General features: G+C 33.4%; 18 protein-coding genes. 16 read left to right on the top strand and 2 right to left on the bottom strand.

Features of this window, described 5'->3' with window-relative positions; genetic code table 11:
* Positions 1-366: 366 nt before the first annotated feature.
* Both ACX6U0_RS13920 and ACX6U0_RS13925 read right to left on the bottom strand, forming a co-directional pair.
* On the bottom strand, positions 367-1023 hold the full coding sequence (locus tag ACX6U0_RS13920) for a sugar transferase (RefSeq protein WP_464960502.1): 657 nt from the start codon (positions 1021-1023) through the stop codon (positions 367-369).
* A 310-nt stretch (positions 1024-1333) separates the two neighbouring features.
* Positions 1334-3340 carry an N-acetylmuramoyl-L-alanine amidase gene (locus ACX6U0_RS13925; protein WP_464960503.1) on the bottom strand — a complete coding sequence of 669 codons (2007 nt, stop codon included), beginning with the start codon at positions 3338-3340 and terminating at the stop codon, positions 1334-1336.
* Between the two features lie 217 nt (positions 3341-3557).
* Here ACX6U0_RS13925 and ACX6U0_RS13930 point away from each other — a divergent pair, with 217 nt between their 5' ends.
* The 16 genes from ACX6U0_RS13930 to ACX6U0_RS14005 form a co-directional block, all read left to right on the top strand.
* Entirely contained in the window at positions 3558-4178 is a 621-nt protein-coding gene (locus ACX6U0_RS13930) for a YigZ family protein (RefSeq protein WP_464960504.1), read from the top strand.
* A 90-nt stretch (positions 4179-4268) separates the two neighbouring features.
* Entirely contained in the window at positions 4269-5288 is a 1020-nt protein-coding gene (locus ACX6U0_RS13935) for an LCP family protein (RefSeq protein ID WP_464960505.1), read from the top strand.
* Positions 5289-5581: 293 nt separating this feature from the next.
* The gene (locus ACX6U0_RS13940; RefSeq protein ID WP_464960506.1) at positions 5582-6754 is read left to right on the top strand and encodes a sensor histidine kinase; all 1173 of its coding nucleotides are present in this window, start codon (positions 5582-5584) and stop codon (positions 6752-6754) included.
* Between the two features lie 161 nt (positions 6755-6915).
* Positions 6916-7593, top strand: coding sequence for a response regulator (locus tag ACX6U0_RS13945; protein WP_464960507.1), 678 nt, complete (start codon positions 6916-6918; stop codon positions 7591-7593).
* 221 nt (positions 7594-7814) lie between these two features.
* Positions 7815-8657, top strand: coding sequence for a DegV family protein (locus tag ACX6U0_RS13950; RefSeq protein WP_464960508.1), 843 nt, complete (start codon positions 7815-7817; stop codon positions 8655-8657).
* Between the two features lie 158 nt (positions 8658-8815).
* The gene (locus tag ACX6U0_RS13955; protein WP_464960509.1) at positions 8816-10174 is read left to right on the top strand and encodes an ATP-dependent helicase ComFA; all 1359 of its coding nucleotides are present in this window, start codon (positions 8816-8818) and stop codon (positions 10172-10174) included.
* Positions 10171-10851 (top strand): ComF family protein, encoded by a 681-nt coding sequence (locus ACX6U0_RS13960; RefSeq protein WP_464960510.1) that lies wholly within the window; start codon positions 10171-10173, stop codon positions 10849-10851. The genes ACX6U0_RS13955 and ACX6U0_RS13960 overlap by 4 nt, the downstream gene beginning before the upstream one ends.
* A gap of 92 nt (positions 10852-10943) precedes the next feature.
* Positions 10944-11360, top strand: a complete 417-nt coding sequence (locus tag ACX6U0_RS13965) for a TIGR03826 family flagellar region protein (protein ID WP_464960511.1) — start codon at positions 10944-10946, stop codon at positions 11358-11360.
* Positions 11361-11402: 42 nt separating this feature from the next.
* The gene (flgM, locus tag ACX6U0_RS13970) at positions 11403-11666 is read left to right on the top strand and encodes a flagellar biosynthesis anti-sigma factor FlgM (protein ID WP_464960512.1); all 264 of its coding nucleotides are present in this window, start codon (positions 11403-11405) and stop codon (positions 11664-11666) included.
* A gap of 24 nt (positions 11667-11690) precedes the next feature.
* Positions 11691-12179 carry a flagellar protein FlgN gene (locus tag ACX6U0_RS13975; protein WP_464960513.1) on the top strand — a complete coding sequence of 163 codons (489 nt, stop codon included), beginning with the start codon at positions 11691-11693 and terminating at the stop codon, positions 12177-12179.
* Positions 12180-12202: 23 nt separating this feature from the next.
* Positions 12203-13720: a flagellar hook-associated protein FlgK gene (gene flgK / locus ACX6U0_RS13980; RefSeq protein WP_464960514.1), complete on the top strand. Its 1518-nt coding sequence runs from the start codon at positions 12203-12205 to the stop codon at positions 13718-13720.
* A gap of 6 nt (positions 13721-13726) precedes the next feature.
* Positions 13727-14632: a flagellar hook-associated protein FlgL gene (flgL, locus tag ACX6U0_RS13985; RefSeq protein WP_464960528.1), complete on the top strand. Its 906-nt coding sequence runs from the start codon at positions 13727-13729 to the stop codon at positions 14630-14632.
* A gap of 57 nt (positions 14633-14689) precedes the next feature.
* Positions 14690-15265: a DUF6470 family protein gene (locus tag ACX6U0_RS13990; RefSeq protein ID WP_464960515.1), complete on the top strand. Its 576-nt coding sequence runs from the start codon at positions 14690-14692 to the stop codon at positions 15263-15265.
* A 9-nt stretch (positions 15266-15274) separates the two neighbouring features.
* Positions 15275-15721, top strand: coding sequence for a flagellar assembly protein FliW (gene fliW, locus ACX6U0_RS13995; protein ID WP_464960516.1), 447 nt, complete (start codon positions 15275-15277; stop codon positions 15719-15721).
* A 3-nt stretch (positions 15722-15724) separates the two neighbouring features.
* Positions 15725-15946 (top strand): carbon storage regulator CsrA, encoded by a 222-nt coding sequence (gene csrA / locus ACX6U0_RS14000; RefSeq protein ID WP_464960517.1) that lies wholly within the window; start codon positions 15725-15727, stop codon positions 15944-15946.
* Between the two features lie 181 nt (positions 15947-16127).
* On the top strand, positions 16128-18847 hold a 2720-nt coding region (locus ACX6U0_RS14005), incomplete at its 3' end, for a fibronectin type III domain-containing protein (RefSeq protein ID WP_464960518.1).

Below are 18847 nucleotides of genomic sequence, written 5' to 3' on the forward strand. Positions count from 1 at the left end.
AATGTGGATAATTAAAGTGGATAAGTAATGATAACAGTGGATAGGTCTAATGTAGTTTATTTGCTTAAAACGTAAGAAAATTCGTCAAAATAATCTGAAGTAAACATGACGTTAGAACTATCATTGGATTTGTATAACCAGGACTGAACTAGTTCTCTTAATAAGAGAATGATCAACTTGTTAACACTTTACATACTTATAAACAATTTGTCTGTGGATAAACAGTTCTTTTTATCCACAGAATGTGTATAACTGTGGAAAAATGAATGAGAATTGTGGAAAACATATTTTGGACAAAATAAAAAGAGAGCATGTATGCTCTCTTTTTGTCTAATCATGTCAATTTTAAAAATTATACTCTTTTAACTATCTCGCACCTTCGCCAGTTAAAACGACTTTAATTGTTTTAAACATAATTCTAATGTCTAACAATATTGATTGGTGTTCGATATAGTATAAATCTAAATCTAATTTTTCTTTTGGTGTTAATTCATATCCACCATTCACTTGTGCCCAACCTGTTAGACCAGGTTTAACAGCTAAACGATTAGTGAATCCAGGTACTTCGTGATTAAATTTCACTAAAAAGAAAGCTCGTTCCGGTCTAGGTCCAACAAGACTCATATCACCACGGATAACGTTCACAAATTGAGGTAGTTCATCAATACGTGTTTTTCTTAGAAAGTGACCTAGTTTAGTGATGCGAGGATCATCTGTACTTGCCCATTGTGGACCATTTACTTCTGCATCTAATCGCATCGTTCTTAATTTGTAAATTTTAAATATTTTCCCATTTAATCCTACTCGCTCTTGAATAAAAAGAGCAGGTCCTGGTGAATCAATTTTAATTAACGCGATAAAGAACAAAACGAATGGAGCAGTAATGATAAATGCCATTAATGCAAGGATTAGATCCATTGATCTTTTTATAAATGAATAAACAATACTTTTTCTTTTAATGGATTCAAATACTTGAAATGAATAACCTGTTTCAAGTTTTTGCTGAGTATTCTGTAAGGCCATATAAACACCCCAGTTAATAATTTAGGCCATCTTTTGCAAGTTTGTGCAACCTGTCCTAATGTATAACGTCACATTTATTTAACATCATACCAATTATATAGGTTAACAGAAAAAAATCAATTGTTTTTCTGTTACAACTTTATTACTATGCCTCAAAAAAGCTAACACAAGGGTACCTTACAGCCATAGTGTGCCCATTAACTGTAGTACTCGGCATGTCATTTTATAGAAATTGTTGCATGTCGACTTTTTGGATAGTATTACTATCTTTACATACAATAATGTAAATCATACATAAATGATGAAATTTCTAGTAAAGTCTATAGCTTGACACATCGCTACCTTTTGATTCGAAAAAGTCTAAAATGCCCATGTAAATCGCTTCAGCAGCAATTTGTCTCCAATATGGAGAGCTTAATTTACTAGCATCATTTTTATTGGTAATGAACCCTAATTCTGTTAAAACTGCAGGTAAATTGTTTGAACGAATAACTTGGAAATTACCGTGCTTAGCACCGCGATCTGGTAATTGATATGATGCTACCATTCGCTTTTGGATAAAAATTGCTAATGTTTTACTATCTGTAATATATGGGTTTGTTTTAGAAGCTGTTGGTTCAAGTACTGATGTGATTGAGCTTTCTTTTGAAAAGAAAGTAGGATAATTTGTCATTGGTCCACTCTGAGTTTTTTGGTTGATAGACGATGACTTTATACCGTAATAGTATGTTTCAAGACCACTTGCAGAAGCGCTACCAGCGTTAGCATGAATGCTCACAAATGCATGAGCTTTTTTGGAAATCGCAAGAGATGGACGCTGATCCAAAGGGATAAAAATGTCCTTTGTTCTAGTTAAATAAAGATTGTAAGGGGTCAAATCATTAAATAAAGTCTCTACGCGCTTACTAACATCTAATACAACATCCTTTTCCTTTAATCCACCTATTCCAATCGCACCAGTATCCTTACCTCCATGACCAGGATCAATTACAATCGTTTTGATTTGTGTATCTGGACTTTCAAGAGATGGTTTTAAAGATACAAATAAGTCTTGTGGGTTTTTTCGATTATAAGTACGAACGGTAATTTGATGTACATCCTTTGAATTTGAATAAAGCGTATGATCACTCACATTAAATGAGAGCTTTCTTAATGGTTTCCTGCCATCTTTCCATTCATATACAATTTGTTTACCATCCAGCCAAACGCCAACCCCTTCACCTGATTTATATTCAAGATGATAAGTTCCTGCCGGCAATCTTTTATATGTAATATATCTAGCACTATAATAATTTTTGGCAACAACACCTGGAATTGTACTACTGCTCTCATTATTAGCCTTTAATAGTATATTTGGACTTTGACTTGTAATGATTTGTTTACTTACCGGTAATCCTGTAGAGCTTGTATTGTTAAAATAATAAGCTACCCAATTAGAAAATGGTGTTATTGCAGTGTGGATAGCGGCTTCACCACCGTTTGAGTCAGCATAGTCCGTTTTAACAATATGTTCTCCAACAGATACATTTTCAATAACTGCATTATTAAGCATATTAGTACTTGTTGGATTTGATTCTAAAATTTTTTGTTCATCGAAAAATATACTTGCAGAATCATCTGTATAAAGAGATGCAAAATAATCACCTTGTTTGTACATACTTGAATGAATGAAATTTAGTTTGAAAAAGTCGAACGAATGACCAATTGGAGAGTAGTATCCCCAATTATAAGAAATATCCTTTTCGTTTAAATTAACAGGTTGTTGTATCGGTTTTAGTGTGAAGTTTAAGGTAGGAATGCTTTGAACATTTGAATGAACTAATTGAACTGTGTGGGTATCACGTGATGTGGATTTGTTTAAAAGCTCTGTAATCAATATTGATTTCTTCATTTTCTTTGAAGCTAATAAGGCTTCATCTTGAAGGATTAGTTTGTTATTGATATAAATTTCTAATTTTCCTTGAAACTCTCCCGATACATAATATTTTCCACTATGGATCTTTGCAGTTGTTGTAGATCGAATGGATTTCAAATTGTTTAATTGTGACTGATCAAATTTAGGATAAGTAAATTTGATTGGAGATGCAGCAGTCGTTATAGTCGAAGATTTTATTGTGTTCCCATTATTGGTAAATAAAATATCCCAATTAGCTAAAGGAACTTCTTGTATTTGCTTACTAGCTATTGACGTTTCATTTTCTAAAGGACTTGCTTTGGATGGAAGTGGATAATCAATAAAACATAAACAAAATAGGATCGTTATAAAACAATACTTACGCAACTGTGTAAAAACCATTTTTTTAAATCTAGATTTCATCATTTTACTTTTTTTATATATCTCCCTTCAAATATTTTTTAGAATCTTCTTACTATTATGTTACTGTATCAAACCTTGTCAGTAAATACTAAGATTTGTCGATTATTAGTGTTTTTTAAGGAAGGGAATCAATAATTGTAGTAATATAATGAAGTATGCTTATGATTTGGAAATATCTATCTCTTTTACGAGGATAATTTGAAAGGTTTGGTGTTATATGCTACCGAATTATTTTACTGTCAGTGGCTTTGGTAGTCATGAAATTGAAATCGAAAAATCTAGATTTATTTGTTATATAAATGAAGCAAAGAGTGAACAAGATGCTCAACAATTTATTTTAGAAATTAAGAAAAAACATTCGGATGCAAATCATAATTGTTCTGCCTACTTAATTGGTGAGAAAGATGAAATCCAAAAGGCAAGTGATGATGGTGAACCTAGTGGAACAGCTGGAGTACCAATGCTAGAGGTCTTAAAGAAACGTGGATTAAAGGATACAGTTGTAGTTGTAACGAGATATTTTGGTGGTAAAAAACTGGGTGCTGGTGGATTAATTAGAGCTTATGGTCAGTCGGTTAGTGAAGGCTTAAACGAAGTTGGAATTGTAGAACGTACTTTAGTAAAGGTTATTAATATAAAAGTAAGCTATAAACTATTAGGAAAAGTTGAACATGCCCTGCGCAACTCAAATTATCATTTAGAAAAAGTAAATCACCTTGAAGAAGTTGAGTTTGAGCTTTGGATTAAGATAAATGAAGTGAATACTTTTAACGAGTGGATGGTTGAAATCACGAATGGGAGTTGCGATATATCAGAAAGTATTGTTAAATACATGTAGAAGTTTTCACATTTTGATCAATTATGACATTATATGACTTTTATCCATATCATTTATTTATATTATCGTTAAAGGAGGTCTATTCGTAAGATGAATCAGTCTCGAAAAATGGCCAAAAAAAGAAGAAAACGTAAAAAAAGCTTTATAGGTAGATTATTTTTATTAATTTTAATTGCTGCATTAGCGTTTATTGGATATCAAGGAGTTAAAACATATCTTGAATTAAATAAAGCTACAAAAGGTGAACAAATCCTTTCAAAATTACGTGATGGTGAAGTGAAAATTTCAAAGGATCCAATCTCAATAATATTTTTAGGTATAGAAAATTATTCTACTGGAGGTAAAGGTGGACGTACAGACTCAATGATTCTTGCTACCTTTAATCCGAAAGAAGAAACGATTAAAACGATGAGTATTCCACGTGATACATATGTGAGTATTCCTGGTTATAGTGAAAAAACGAAGATCAATCACGCTTATTCATATGGTGGATTACAACTAACTGTTGAGACAGTTGAGGATTTCTTAAATGTTCCAATCGACTATTATGTAACGGTTGATTTTAAAGGGTTTAAAAACATCGTTGATGCTGTTGGTGGTATTGATGTTGAAGTTCCATTTGATTTCTGGGAATACACAGATACGAATCCACGTCAGAAGCTTTATTTTGAAAAAGGAACGATGCATTTAAATGGACAAGAAGCTTTAGCGTACTCTCGTATGCGTAAGCGTGATCCACGCGGAGACTTTGGCCGTGAGGAGCGTCAGCAACAAGTAATTAAATCGATTTTAAGTGAAATAAAATCACCTGAAACAATCGTTAAAATGGATGATTATGCGAAGGTGTTTAGTGATAACATTAGTACGAATATGAAAATTTCTGGTGGGATTTCATTAGCGAAACACTTACCAAACATTAATGACCAAGACTTCGAAACGTTAAAAATTGAAGGGTACGATGATACAATCAATGGGATCTATTACTATGTTCCTTACGAAGATAATATCAATGAAGTATCAAGTAAATTCCGAGTTCACCTAGATTTGGATAAACCTTCTCCAAATAATTCAGTTGATGACAGTAGTTCATCAGAGAATACAAATGAATAAGTGATATTAGGACCAGGTTCTTTTTGAGAATCTGGTCCTTTTTGCACTTGTCATTGTAATGCTATTGTAACCTTTGTTAATCTTTTGTTAAAAATGACACGCTAAACCTTGTATTTTTTAAAACTTATTATAAAATAACAATGTTAGGTAACTGAGAATAAAGTATAATCAAAATATATTTAAATTTTTGTTTAGTTTAAATTTTTGTACAATTATATTAAAAATTGAATTATAATGAATACATATACATAAATTAGCAGGGCTCAATGTTTTGGCTAATGGGGGATTTGTAAATGACAACAAGAAAAATGGACAAGCAAACACTAGATGAAGTTATGAATAATATGATAACAACTGTTATTGATAGTAAGTCACAAGTGTTTGATATTGTTGAAGACACTCGGTCAGAATACGAGAGATTGAGAATTGAACTTGAAGAAGTAAAAGTACAAGTAGTAGAAAAAATTGAGAACACTGCACGATTAGATTCACTTGTAAGAGCTGCAAGGCAAAAGCTAATGGAAGTAGATGGAGATTTTAAGAGATATACAGAGTCACAAGTAAAAGACGCTTATGAAATGGCTCAAAATATTCAAGAGCAACACATTCTTTCGTTAAAAGAAGAAAAAGTGTTGATCCATCGCCGAAACGAGTTGGAGCGCAGATTACAAACTTTACTTGAACAGTTAAGAAGAGCGGAGTTATTAGTAGCACGTATTTCAATTATCTTAAACTATTTAAAAACAGACTTCCAACAAGTTAGTCAAATGCTTGAAGATGCAAAACAAAAGCAAGCGTTTGGTTTTCAGTTGATCCAAGCGCAGGAAGAAGAGCGCTTAAAGCTTTCTCGTGAGATTCATGATGGTCCTGCTCAAATGTTAGCCAATATATTAATGAGATCTGACTTTTTAATTAAAACCTATCGCCAAAGACCGGAAGAAGATGCGATTAAAGAATTAAAGGATATGAAGGAGCAAGTACGTAGTGCTCTAGGTGAAGTAAGACGAATTATCTATGATCTCCGTCCAATGGCTTTAGATGATTTAGGATTAATACCAACTTTAAGTAAATATTTGAAGTCTCTTGAAGACTATAACCATATTTCAATTCAGTTCGATTATAGCGGTAATAATGCTGAAAGAAGACTGGATACCAAATTAGAAGTGGCTATTTTCAGATTAATCCAAGAAGCGGTTCAAAATGCTTGTAAACATGCGAACCCATCAACCATCATTGTAAAAGTAGAATTTTTAAGAAATAAAATTAATGTGTTAGTAAGAGATGATGGAGTTGGTTTTAATATTGAAAATGGTGAAAAAGAGAATTCATTTGGTTTAGTCGGCATGAAAGAACGAGTGGAACTGCTAAATGGTGATTTTAAAATCGACTCAAAATTAAATTTTGGTACAACGATTCGTATTACTTTAGAAATTGAAATAGATGCCGAACAAAAGATAGAAGTATAAGAAGAAACGTCTGAAAATTTCTAAAAGTAAATTATCAGATTAGACATTTGCAGATTTAAGTCGAAAAATTTGTAAATATATGTTAAAATATACTATATTTTAGAAATAATTACCAAATTACCATATAAGCAAACTAGAATAATTAGCAGAGGAGTAATAAAATGAAAACTAGAATCGCCATAGTGGATGATCATAAACTATTTCGTGAAGGAATTAAAAGAATTCTAGATTTTGAAGAAAGTTTTGACGTTGTTGCAGAAGGTTCAGATGGTACTGAGGTTGTCGCAATTATGGACGATCATCAAGTAGATGTATTTATTATCGACATCAACATGCCAAATATGAATGGTGTAACAGCAACAAAAGCTTTATTAGAAAAATACCCTGATGCTAAAGTAATCATTCTTTCAATTCATGATGATGAATCATACGTAACTCATGTTCTTAAAGTAGGGGCTAGAGGTTATTTATTAAAAGAGATGGATTCAGATACGCTTATTGAAGCAATTAAAGTTGTGACAAAAGGTGGATGCTACTTACACCCGAAAATTACACATAACTTAGTTGAAGAATTCCGTCGTCTATCTTTAAAAGAGCAATTATTCAAATCACGTGAGGTAGAGGTTCGTCGACCATTACATTTACTTACAAGAAGAGAATGCGAAGTTCTTCAAATGTTAGCTGATGGAAAAAGTAATCGAGCAATTGGAGAAGCATTATTTATTAGTGAAAAAACTGTAAAAAACCACGTAAGTAACATTTTACAGAAGTTAGAAGTAAATGATCGTACACATGCTGTAGTAACAGCAATCCGCAACTCATGGGTTGAAGTGAAATAGTCGTATAAGAAAATAGTAAAGCAGAGTATCGTAAAGGTACTCTGTTTTTGTTTTCAACATTTATCGTGTTAAAGTATAATAGGTACTTCGGATAAAGTGAGTTGTCGAAATGACTCATAGTAAAGAGAATAAATTACAATGATTTTACATATTAAATTGTGTAAAATGAAACTATTAAATACATAGTTGCTAGATTACTATTCGCAAGAAAGGACATAACAATGAGAACTGCAATCGTTACTGATAGTACGGCGTATATACCTCGGGACGTGAGGGATTCTTTATATATTCATATGCTTCCTCTAAACGTTATTTTTGGTGATGCATCTTATCAAGAAGAAGTTGAGATTACAGCAGAACAATTTTTCTTAAAAGTTCGAGAACAAGAAGAGTTACCAAAAACTTCTCAACCAGCTTACGGTGAGGTTATTGATAAATTTGAACAGCTTTCAAAAGAATATGACGCAGTTGTAGCAATCAGCTTATCAAGCGGGATTAGTGGTACATACCAAAGCTTTGTATCTGCTGGTTCAATGTTTGATAACTTAAAAGTAGTAGCTTATGATTCTGAAATTAGCTGCATGGTACAAGGTTTTTATGTAATCGAAGCTGCACAAATGGCGTCTAAAGGTGCAGGACCAACTGAAATTGTTGAGCGATTGGATGAAATGAAAAAATCAATAAATGCATATTTCATGGTAAGTGATTTAGGGCATCTACAAAGAGGGGGACGTCTATCAAGTGCACAAGCATTTGTTGGTAGTCTACTCCAGGTGAAACCTGTCCTAACGTTTGAAGATAAACAAATCGTTGCTTTTGAAAAAATACGTACAGAAAAGAAAGCGATGAAACGAATCTTTGAATTGTTTGGTGAGGTTGCCTCAAAGGGTGAAAAAATGAAAGCTGTTGTCATTCACGCAAGCCGTGAAGCAGATGCAAAAGAGATTGCTGAACAGCTTCATGAAAAATACCCAAATGTAGAAATTGACATTTCATATTTTGGACCAGTTATTGGAACACATCTTGGAGAAGGTTCGTTAGGACTAGGCTGGTACGTAGTATAAAGTCTTCAATCAGTCTGAAAATCAGACTTTGTTACACTCGGAATGCCCCTGTAATTGGGGCATTTTTTTATTTTAAAAATTAAATTTGATACTTAACCTTTTTCTATTTACGAATGCATGTTACATTTCAACTAATTTCTAAGAAAGAAGGCGAAAAAGTGAAACAAGAAAATTCTCATTACCAATATATTGGTAGAAAACTTCCTTATCCTCAAATGTTAAATCCTCAAGATATTCCTTCAACGAGTAAAATCATTCAAGCTGTTCAAAAAAATAAGACATATCAATGCTTTCGATGTGGCAATCGTAATCAAAACTATTTTTATCGTCATTATTGTGCAAAATGCTCTTCATTGTGTACATACTGTCGAAAATGTATCGTGATGGGGAAAATGACAACTTGTTCCAAATTGATTGTGAATGAATTTGACTTAAAAAAGGGAGATAGTAGAGCTGGTTTAGAATGGGAAGGGAAACTATCCCCGCAGCAAAAAGAAGCATCACTTAAAGTGTTGGAAGCAGTAAAGGGAAATACAGATTTACTTTTATGGGCAGTATGTGGAGCAGGAAAAACAGAAATGTTATTTGAAGCGATTGATGTTGCCTTACAAGAAGGGAAATTTGTTTGTATAGCAACTCCTCGAGTGGACGTTGTAATAGAATTAGCGAAAAGATTTCAAACAGCTTTTCCGAATACACCGATCGCTATCCTTTATGGTGGAAGTGAAGAAAAATGGGATGGGCATCGAATCACAATTAGTACAGTTCATCAATTAATGAATTTTAGACATGCATTTCATCTCCTCATAATCGATGAAGTTGATGCTTTTCCATACAATATTGAAGAACATCTGCACTGGGTAGCCAATGAAGCAAGAACACAAATCGGCTCGACTATTCAACTGACAGCAACCCCCTCAACAAAACAACAGCACTTGGTGCTCAAGCATAAAATAGAGTGTGCTATGGTCCCCGCTAGATATCATCGACAGCCATTGCCAGTTCCAAACTTTCAGTGGATTGGTAATTGGCGAATAACAATTCAAAAAAACAATATTTTACCAGCTCCCTTAGTAAAATGGCTCCAGAGAATGTTGAAAGAAAATCCAGCTATTTTTTTATTTATCCCAACGATCGATGTAAGTAAAGCTGTTGAAGAGGCTGTAAAAATGTTGACGGTTAAAACAGCATCAGTTCATAGTCAAGATCCCCATAGACATGAAAAAGTCAATGCGTTTCGAAATGGAGAAGTCAGAGTTTTAATTACAACAACTATATTAGAGCGTGGTGTGACGATTAAGAACAGTCAGATAGCTGTCCTAGGTTCTGATGAAGAAATTTTTACGGAAAGTGCACTAGTCCAAATATCAGGTAGAGCGGGACGGCATATTGATTATCCCTCTGGAGAAATCATGTTCTTTCATAATGGCATTAGTGAAGAAATGGTTCGAGCAAAAAAACAAATATTGCAAATGAATCAACTTGGATTTGAAAAAGGATGGTTAGATAAAAAATGATTTGTATTTACTGTGATTGCAAATTTACAGAAACATTTTCTCTACATCAGTTATTCTTCAACCGTAAAGAAACTGCTTGTATTCAATGCTTAGCTAAGTTTGAAAAAATAGTTGGATCTGTTTGTGAAAAGTGCGGCAGGGTTACAGAACAACAAAGAATATGTGCCCAATGTAAGGAACTTCTAGAAAGTAATCTTCAACAAGCATTGACATCAAATCGTTCGATTTTTCATTACAATTCTGAGATGAAAATATGGATGAACCGATATAAATTTTACGGTGATGTTACATTAGCAACAATGTTTATTACAGATATGCAAGAATACTATGAAAAGTATTTTAAACGGTTTAAAATAATAGTTCCTATACCTCTTAGTGAGGAAAGGTTACAAGAAAGAGGTTTTAACCAAGTTGAAGTGCTTGCGGAGCTTGCTGGGTTCACATTAACGAAATGTTTAAAGAGGATTCATACTGAGAGGCAAAGTAAGTTAAATCGAACTGAGCGAATGAACCGTGAACAAATTTTTTCATTCTACGGAGGGGAAAAATTTCAAAATGTGCCGATATTAATTTTAGATGATGTCTATACAACTGGGAAAACAGTCGGAGATGCTGCAATCGTTTTGTTACAAAATGGTGCTAGCGAGGTATTTTCACTCACTTTAATTCGTGCGTAAAAATTGGTAATTTGTCATGTGAAAAATGACTTAATTTTATGATTCAGTTTGCCGATATAAAGAATGATACATCGAAAAACGAGGTGAATTGAATGGGAGATTTACGTAATTGCCCAACTTGTAATAGCATATTTGTAAAAACAAATTTAAGAGATGTATGTGAAAATTGTTATAAGGCTGAAACAAAACAATTTGACACAGTTTACAGTTTTATTCGTAAAAGTGAAAATCGAAAAGCAACCATAGATGAAATTGTAACTGCTACTGAGGTAGTGGAAGAATTAATTATGAAATGGATTCGAAACGGTAAACTACGTGTAACTGGTTTCCCAAATTTAGGATATCCATGTGATAAATGTGGAATACTAATTCAAAAAGGATCGATATGCACAGACTGTTCGACTGGATTAAAAAAAGATTTATATAAAGTCGAAGAAGAAAGAAGAAGAATCCAAGAGTTACGAAAAAGAGATAAAGCAACTTATTTCTTAGATGATAAAAAGAAATAGGATGTAAAGAGGTATGAAACGATTGACAATGAGGTGAAAAAAATGAAGGTTAATTCTACAGGTATTGATCGAATTCAAATGTATCAAAATCAGATAAATAAAATTGAAAAAGACAAACCGAAACAACAAAATTCAGACAAATTAGAAATTTCCTCTCAGGCAAAAGATCTTCAATTAGCTGCTCAGTTAAAGTCAGAACGCGAAGAGCGTATTCAACAAATACAAAAGCAGATTGAAGAAGGCTCCTACAAAGTACAACCATCACTTGTAGCCGAGAAGATGCTTCAATATTTCAGCAAGAACTAACAACTAGAAGGAAGAAGGATCGGCATGAATACATCTTTTTTACTTACTACACTCCAACAACAATTAGAAGAATATACAGAATTACATCAATTATCAGTTGAAAAAACTGATTTTATTAAGAAAAATGACATATCAAATTTAAACGAAATTATTAATAAAGAGTCTAAGTATTTACTTTCACTTGATGTTTTAGAGAAGAAAAGAATTGAAGCAGTTTACGCTGTTTTAAGTGGACATGAATGGAGTGGGGATCTCCCTACTCTTTCAGATTGTCTGAACGTTGTTTCAGATGAAGAAGCTATGAAACTTCTAAACATTCAATCTGAATTAAAAGTGAAAATGGAAGAATTAAGAGACCGAAATTACTTAAATCAAGAGCTGATTTATCAGTCAATGCAGTTTGTTTCTTTGTCGTTATCTACTTTGAAACCAAAGCAAACACCACCAAATTATGGACCGACTGCAAAACAAGGTCAGCAAAAAAGCGAAAAGCTATTTGATTCACAGGTATAGCGATTGAAAAGGAGATCTAAAATATGCGTTCGTCATTTATGGGATTAGAAACGGCTAAAAGAGGAATGTATACACAACAAGCTGCGCTTAGTGTATTAGGACATAATATTGCAAATGCAAATACAGCGGGCTATACTCGCCAACGTGTTAATGTTAAACAAACTTCTGCTTTTCCAAATGTAGGTTTTGACAAACCTTATTTACCTGGCCAAATGGGTACAGGTTCTGAGGCGGGTTCAATTCAACGTATTAGAGAGTCTTTTTTAGACATTCAATATCGTGCTGATAATTCCCAATTAGGATACTACGCAAGTCGTAGTGACGCACTAACTAAAATGGAAGACATTATGAATGAGCCGTCAGATCAAGGACTAGCAAAAACGATGGATCGTTTTTGGCAATCATTACAGGATTTATCTGTCAACACGAGTAATTCAGGAGCACGTACGGTAGTGCTAGAGCGTGCAAAAGCAGTTGCTGAAACATTTAACTATGTTGCTAACTCATTAAAATCAATACAAAGTGACTTAAAAAACCAAATTGAAGTGGAAACGAAAAATGTAAACTCATTATTAACACAAATTCAAAATGTAAATCGTCAAATAGCAGACGTTGAACCACATGGAATGTTACCGAATGATTTATATGATGAAAGAGACCGTTTACTTGATCAATTATCAAGTTTAGTAAAGATTAAAACAACTTACTCATCTAGTGGAGGTAATTCACTATCATCTGCAGAAGGTAAGGTAACTATTGATTTAGTTGATGAGAACGGTAGTGTAATTGAATCTGGCCGAGTTATTGATGGTAATGATATTAAAACAGATCCTAAAGCTTTAAAAGTTAATTACGATTTAGCTACTGGTCTTGTTAATACTGTATCAATTGGAAATAATACGATTGATATAGAGAAGTTTGCATCAGTCGGTAAATTAAGTAGTTTGATTGGTTCTTATGGATATTTGGATAGTTCAAATAAAGAAGTAGGCGAATATCCAAAAATGTTAAAAGAGTTAGACATGATTGCAAGTACTTTCGCAACTGAATTTAATAAAGTTCACAAATTAGGTACTGATCTTAATGATGCTACAGGCTTAGATTTCTTTGGTCCGATTGCTCCATCTTCAATAACAGCAAGTAATATTACGGTTCTTATAACAGACATTAATAAAATTGCTGCAGGTAAATCTACTGATGATGGTGATGGTAAGAACGCCTTAGATCTAGCAAATGTTATGAGAAGATCTGATTTGACTATTGGCACAACTACGAATACTAGTATTTCTGCATATTATCAAGGGGTAATAGGTGGAATGGCTGTACAAACTCAGGAAGCAAATCGTCTGATGAGTAATAGTGCGATTTTAGTCGATGCAGTGGACCAAAATCGTCAATCAGTAAGCAGTGTTTCATTAGATGAAGAGATGACTGAAATGGTTAAATTCCAACATGCTTATAACGCTGCTGCACGTAATATAACGGCGATTGATGAAATGCTAGATAAAATTATTAATGGTATGGGATTAGTTGGGAGGTAACGATTGATGCGTATAACACAATCAATGATTAGCAATAATATGTTGCGCAATTTAAGTTCAAGCTATGGTCGACTAGATAAATACAATGAACAATTAGCATCTGGAAAGAAAATAAATCGCCCTTCCGATGATCCAGTTGTTGCAATGAAAGGGATATTTTATCGTTCTGATGTTACTCAGGTTGAGCAATATCAACGTAACTTGTCTGAAGCGTATATGTGGATTGAATCAAGTGATGATACACTTGATAAAGTAACAAGTTCACTTCACCGTATTCGTGAATTAACTGTTAATGGGGCTACAGATACAAACAGTAAAGAATCACGAGAAGCAATTGCCGCAGAGGTGAAACAATTAATTACTCATATAGGCGCACTAGCAAATACTCAAGTTGGAGATAAGTATATATTTAATGGTTTAAATACAACACAACAACCTGTAAATATGACGATGACTACTGCTGCAGATGGCCAGATTACTATCGGAGGTACTTTTCCAGCTGCTTTTAAAGAATTTAATGTACAAGTATCAAGAGGCGTTAATGTATCTGTAAATACAGATCCAACCAATATTTTTGACTTGGCTACATTAAATAAACTTGCAGCGGTACATAATGGCCTTCAAACAGGTGATTCAACTGCAATTCAAAGTGGGTTAGGAAGTTTAGATGCAGTACTTCAAAATGTTTTAACTGCTCGAACAAAAATAGGTGCAACTCAAAACCGAATTGAAATGATAGATGATCGTTTAGGAACCCAAGAGATTATTGCAAATAAAGTGATGTCAGATAACGAAGATGCGGAAATTGAAAAAGTTATTACTGAACTAAAGACACAAGAAAGTGTGCATAATGCTGCACTTGGCGTTGGTGCACGTATCATCCAACCAACATTATTAGACTTCTTACGTTAAGCTATCAATCAATGATAGCTTTTCTTTTAGAGAAATATTAGTGGGAGGAAGAAATAAATGCAATTTCCTCAAATAAGATTGCAATCAACGTTTGCTAGACTTGGATTAAATATTGAAAAACCTGTCCAAGATATTCAACAACCAAAAGCAGAATTGAGTATTAAACAACCAAGTGCTGAGATGGATATTCAAAGGGTTGAAGCTACTTTTGAAATGGATTCGTTTGAAGCACGTGCAGACATTGATTTAAAAAGTGTACGTCGAAGAATAGAAGATGCTGCCCAAGATGGTTATCAAGCTTGGCTTGATTCGATTGCACAAAAGTCTCAACAGGGAGACCAAATGATGAGGGTCTATCAAAATAAAAATGCGATAGCTGATATAGCTAAAGCAACTGTAACTGATTCCGTATCTGATTTTAACATTGCTTTTTTACCAAGATTCGGCAGCTTTAAAATATCTTATAATCCTGGGACAATGGAGATAAATTGGACCACTCATAAAGCAGAAATTGAAGTGAACCCACAAAAAGCAATTACGAATTATACACCGGGAAAAGTTTCTGGTTATATAGACACTTGGAATGACTTAAAAATTGACTATACTGGTATTACAATTGATCAAAAAGGGTAAGGTGAAAGCATGAACATACAAACAAAGTATCACGGTGATATAGAAATTCAACAAGAAGATGTATTGACCTTTCCGAAAGGAATTCCAGCTTTTGAGGATGAAAAAAAGTTTGTAATTCTAGCCTTACAGGAAGGAACACCTATCTCAATTTTACAGTCTGTTAAAACGCCAAATTTAGCATTTTTTATAGGTGATGTATTTTCAATTTTTCCGGACTACGATATTGAGTTACCTCAAAATGCAATTGAAACATTAGAATTAGATAATGCACAAAATGCTGTTGTTTACTGCATAATGACTGTTAAAGAATCATTTTTTGAATCAACAGCAAACTTAAAGGCACCGATTATTATTAACAGTATCAAGAAAATCGGAAAGCAGGTTGTACTAAACCAATCTAATTACGAAACGAAACATCGATTAGAAAAATCTCCAGCTTTCGTACAGGAGGGTTAATAGATGTTAGTACTAACGAGAAAGATCAAAGAAGCAATTATGATTGGCGATGACATTGAAATATCGATTACTGCTATAGAAGGAGATCAAGTAAAATTAGCAATCTCTGCACCAAAGCATATCGATATACACCGCAAAGAAATTTATTTAGCGATTCAACAGGAGAATAAAGAAGCGGCAAGCAATAAGGTAAATATAAATAATTTATTTAAAAAGTCAGAGTAGTGGTGAGAAATCATCACTACTTTTTTATTGTCAATAAAACACCATTAAGATTATGTAATCTCGAACGATAAAACAAATTTAAATTTAAAAGATTCTTCGGGAAAAATCTAATAAATCTTTTTTATGTGTCGATATATGTTTGTGGAATATTTTTCCAAAACATATAAGGGGGAAGTAAATAATGAAAAAGATATTAAGTATAGTACTTGCATCTTTGCTTTTTTTTAATACGTTAGATTTTATGAGTATTAAGAAAGTATTTGCATCTGAAGTTGAAGCACTCGTTAGTAATACTGATGCAACTAGCATTCTTTCAAAAGACTCAGACAATAATCTTTATGTAAATGGAAACAAAGTTGCGACCGAATGGAAAAGAGAGTATTATTTTGAGGTTTCTGGTGGCTATACCAATAGGGATCAAAGTGTAAGTTTAAATAGTTCTCAACTAGATTTAACGAATATAAAATATGGAAAATATACATCTAATTATACTGGTCAAATAATGGCATTCAGAATTAAATTAAAAGATCCACTATATATGTATTTTTATTCAAAATATCAATCAGGTGTTTACTATGATAATACCTTTTATGATTGCTTAGGCAAAAGAACACCAAGATATCTTGACTCAACTGATCCAGATAGATACATCATCATAAATGCTGAAACTGGTGAGGTAGAAGATTTTGATTCAGAACTTAACTTTTATTATTGTAATAATATTGAAAACTCATCATTCGTTCAAGAAACGACAATAATAAATCCTGTTTTACCAGATATAACTGAAACTCCGGTACTCCAGGACTTTCATGCTAAAAGCAATTCAATTGAATTAAATTGGAATTCAGTACCGTATGCAACTAGTTATGAGATTGAAATTGATGGTCAAAGAATTGTGAGTAGCCTTACTTCAAATTATATTGATGCAAATTTATCTGCGTTTTCACAGCATACATATAGAGTTAGAGCAATAAATTCTAATAGTGTGAGTGAATGGAGTAATAGTTTAACAGGAACTACATTATTAGATATACCATCAAATATTACTACACAATCAACTCCTGATTCAATTACTCTTAATTGGGATACAGTAAATTCTGCTAATAAATATGAAATAAAGATGGATAACTTGGTTTATCAAACATCTGATACAAATTATACAATAAGCGGTCTAAGTTCAGGAGCAAAACATTCTTATCAAGTAAGAGCAATAAACGATCTTACCCAAAGTGAATGGTCTGCTGTAAAGGATTGGTATACTTTACCTAAATCGCCTACTAATGTAACTGCAATTGAATCAAATAATAACGTGAAATTTACATGGACGGCATCAACTGGTTCAACCGGTTATGACATTTCCGTTGATGATACGATAGTAAGTACAACTAGTCTTGCTTATACATACTCTTTAGCTTCTAAAGGGCCACATAGTTATAAAATTCGTTCAAAAAATAGCGCAGGCGTTGGTGAATGGATAATTCCTAACGTATTTACCGCACCACCTGCAGCTAGTAATATAAGTGTAATAAATAATAAAGCTGGTATTGATGACGTTATTACTGTTTCAGGATTAGTGGAAGACGATATTGTAAAAGTTTATAGTGCCCAAACGGGAGGAACTTTTTTAGGTGAATCTAGTGCATCTGCAGGTGATACTTCAATTAAAATAGTAATCTCACAATTAGGTGCTGCATCAGGAAATATCTATGTTTCTATTAAAAAACCGGGCACAAACGAGAGCACTAGAACAGCCCAATCGTATGTAACTGAGACATCACCTACTTTATCTGCAAGTAGTATCACCGTCGTTAATAATTACGTTGGAACAAACGATACAGTCACTGTAAATGGTTTATTAGAAGGCGATACAATTAATTTATATAATGCTGCTACAGGCGGTAATCTAATCGGTACGGGAACTGTAACTTCAGGAAGTAATTCACTTGTAATTGATGTTCCACAATTAGGATCTGCAAGTGGCACTGTATATGTAAGTGTCACGAAAATAAATAAACTAGAAAGTGCTAGAATAGCGAAGGGATATACAAGTGAACCTACTACAACCGCACCAGTCGCTTCAACTATTACAATCACAAATAATAAATTGGGAATAGATGACAAGATTGTTGTAACAGGCATAATAGAAAATGATGTAATCACAGTTTATAATGCAGCAACTGGTGGCTCAATCATTGGAAGTGGAACAGTAGAAAGCGGAGAAACAACTCTAAACTTAACTATCCCACAACTTGGTGCAGCAGGTGGTACTTTATATTTCACCAAAAAAAGTGAAGGGAAACTAGAAAGTTCTCGTACTGCAAAAGGCTTTGAATCAGAAACATCACCTATTTTATCCCCAAGTAATATTGCAGTAGTAAATAATTATGTCGGTACTGACGATATGGTTACAGTAAACGGACTATCAGAAGGTGATGTCATTAATATTTACACAGCATCAACAGGAGGAACTTTAATTGGAACTGGTACAGTAGGCGCGGGTAATACAACGATTACGATTACAGTTCCTCAACTAAGTTCAATGGCTGGAACGATTTATGTTAGTGTAACGAAGGTAAATAAATTAGAAAGTACTAGACAGTCAAAACCCTATGCAACAGAGCCAACTACAACAGCTCCTTTAACTTCAGCAATTATAGTTACAAATAATAAAGCAGGAATTGATGATACAGTTAAAGTCTCTGGATTAGTAGAAGGGGATATAGTGACTGTTTACAATGCATCAACGGGAGGCATAGTTTTTGGAACAGCAACAATAGAAGCGTTAGAAACTTCAAAAACATTTGTGATTCCACAGCTAGGTTCTGGAGCTGGAAATGTGTACGTTACAATCAAGAAGGATGGGAAATTAGAAAGTGCGCGAACAGCACAAACATATACATC

The sequence above is a fragment of the Gottfriedia sp. ABJ_BB2_2 genome (assembly GCF_055484705.1).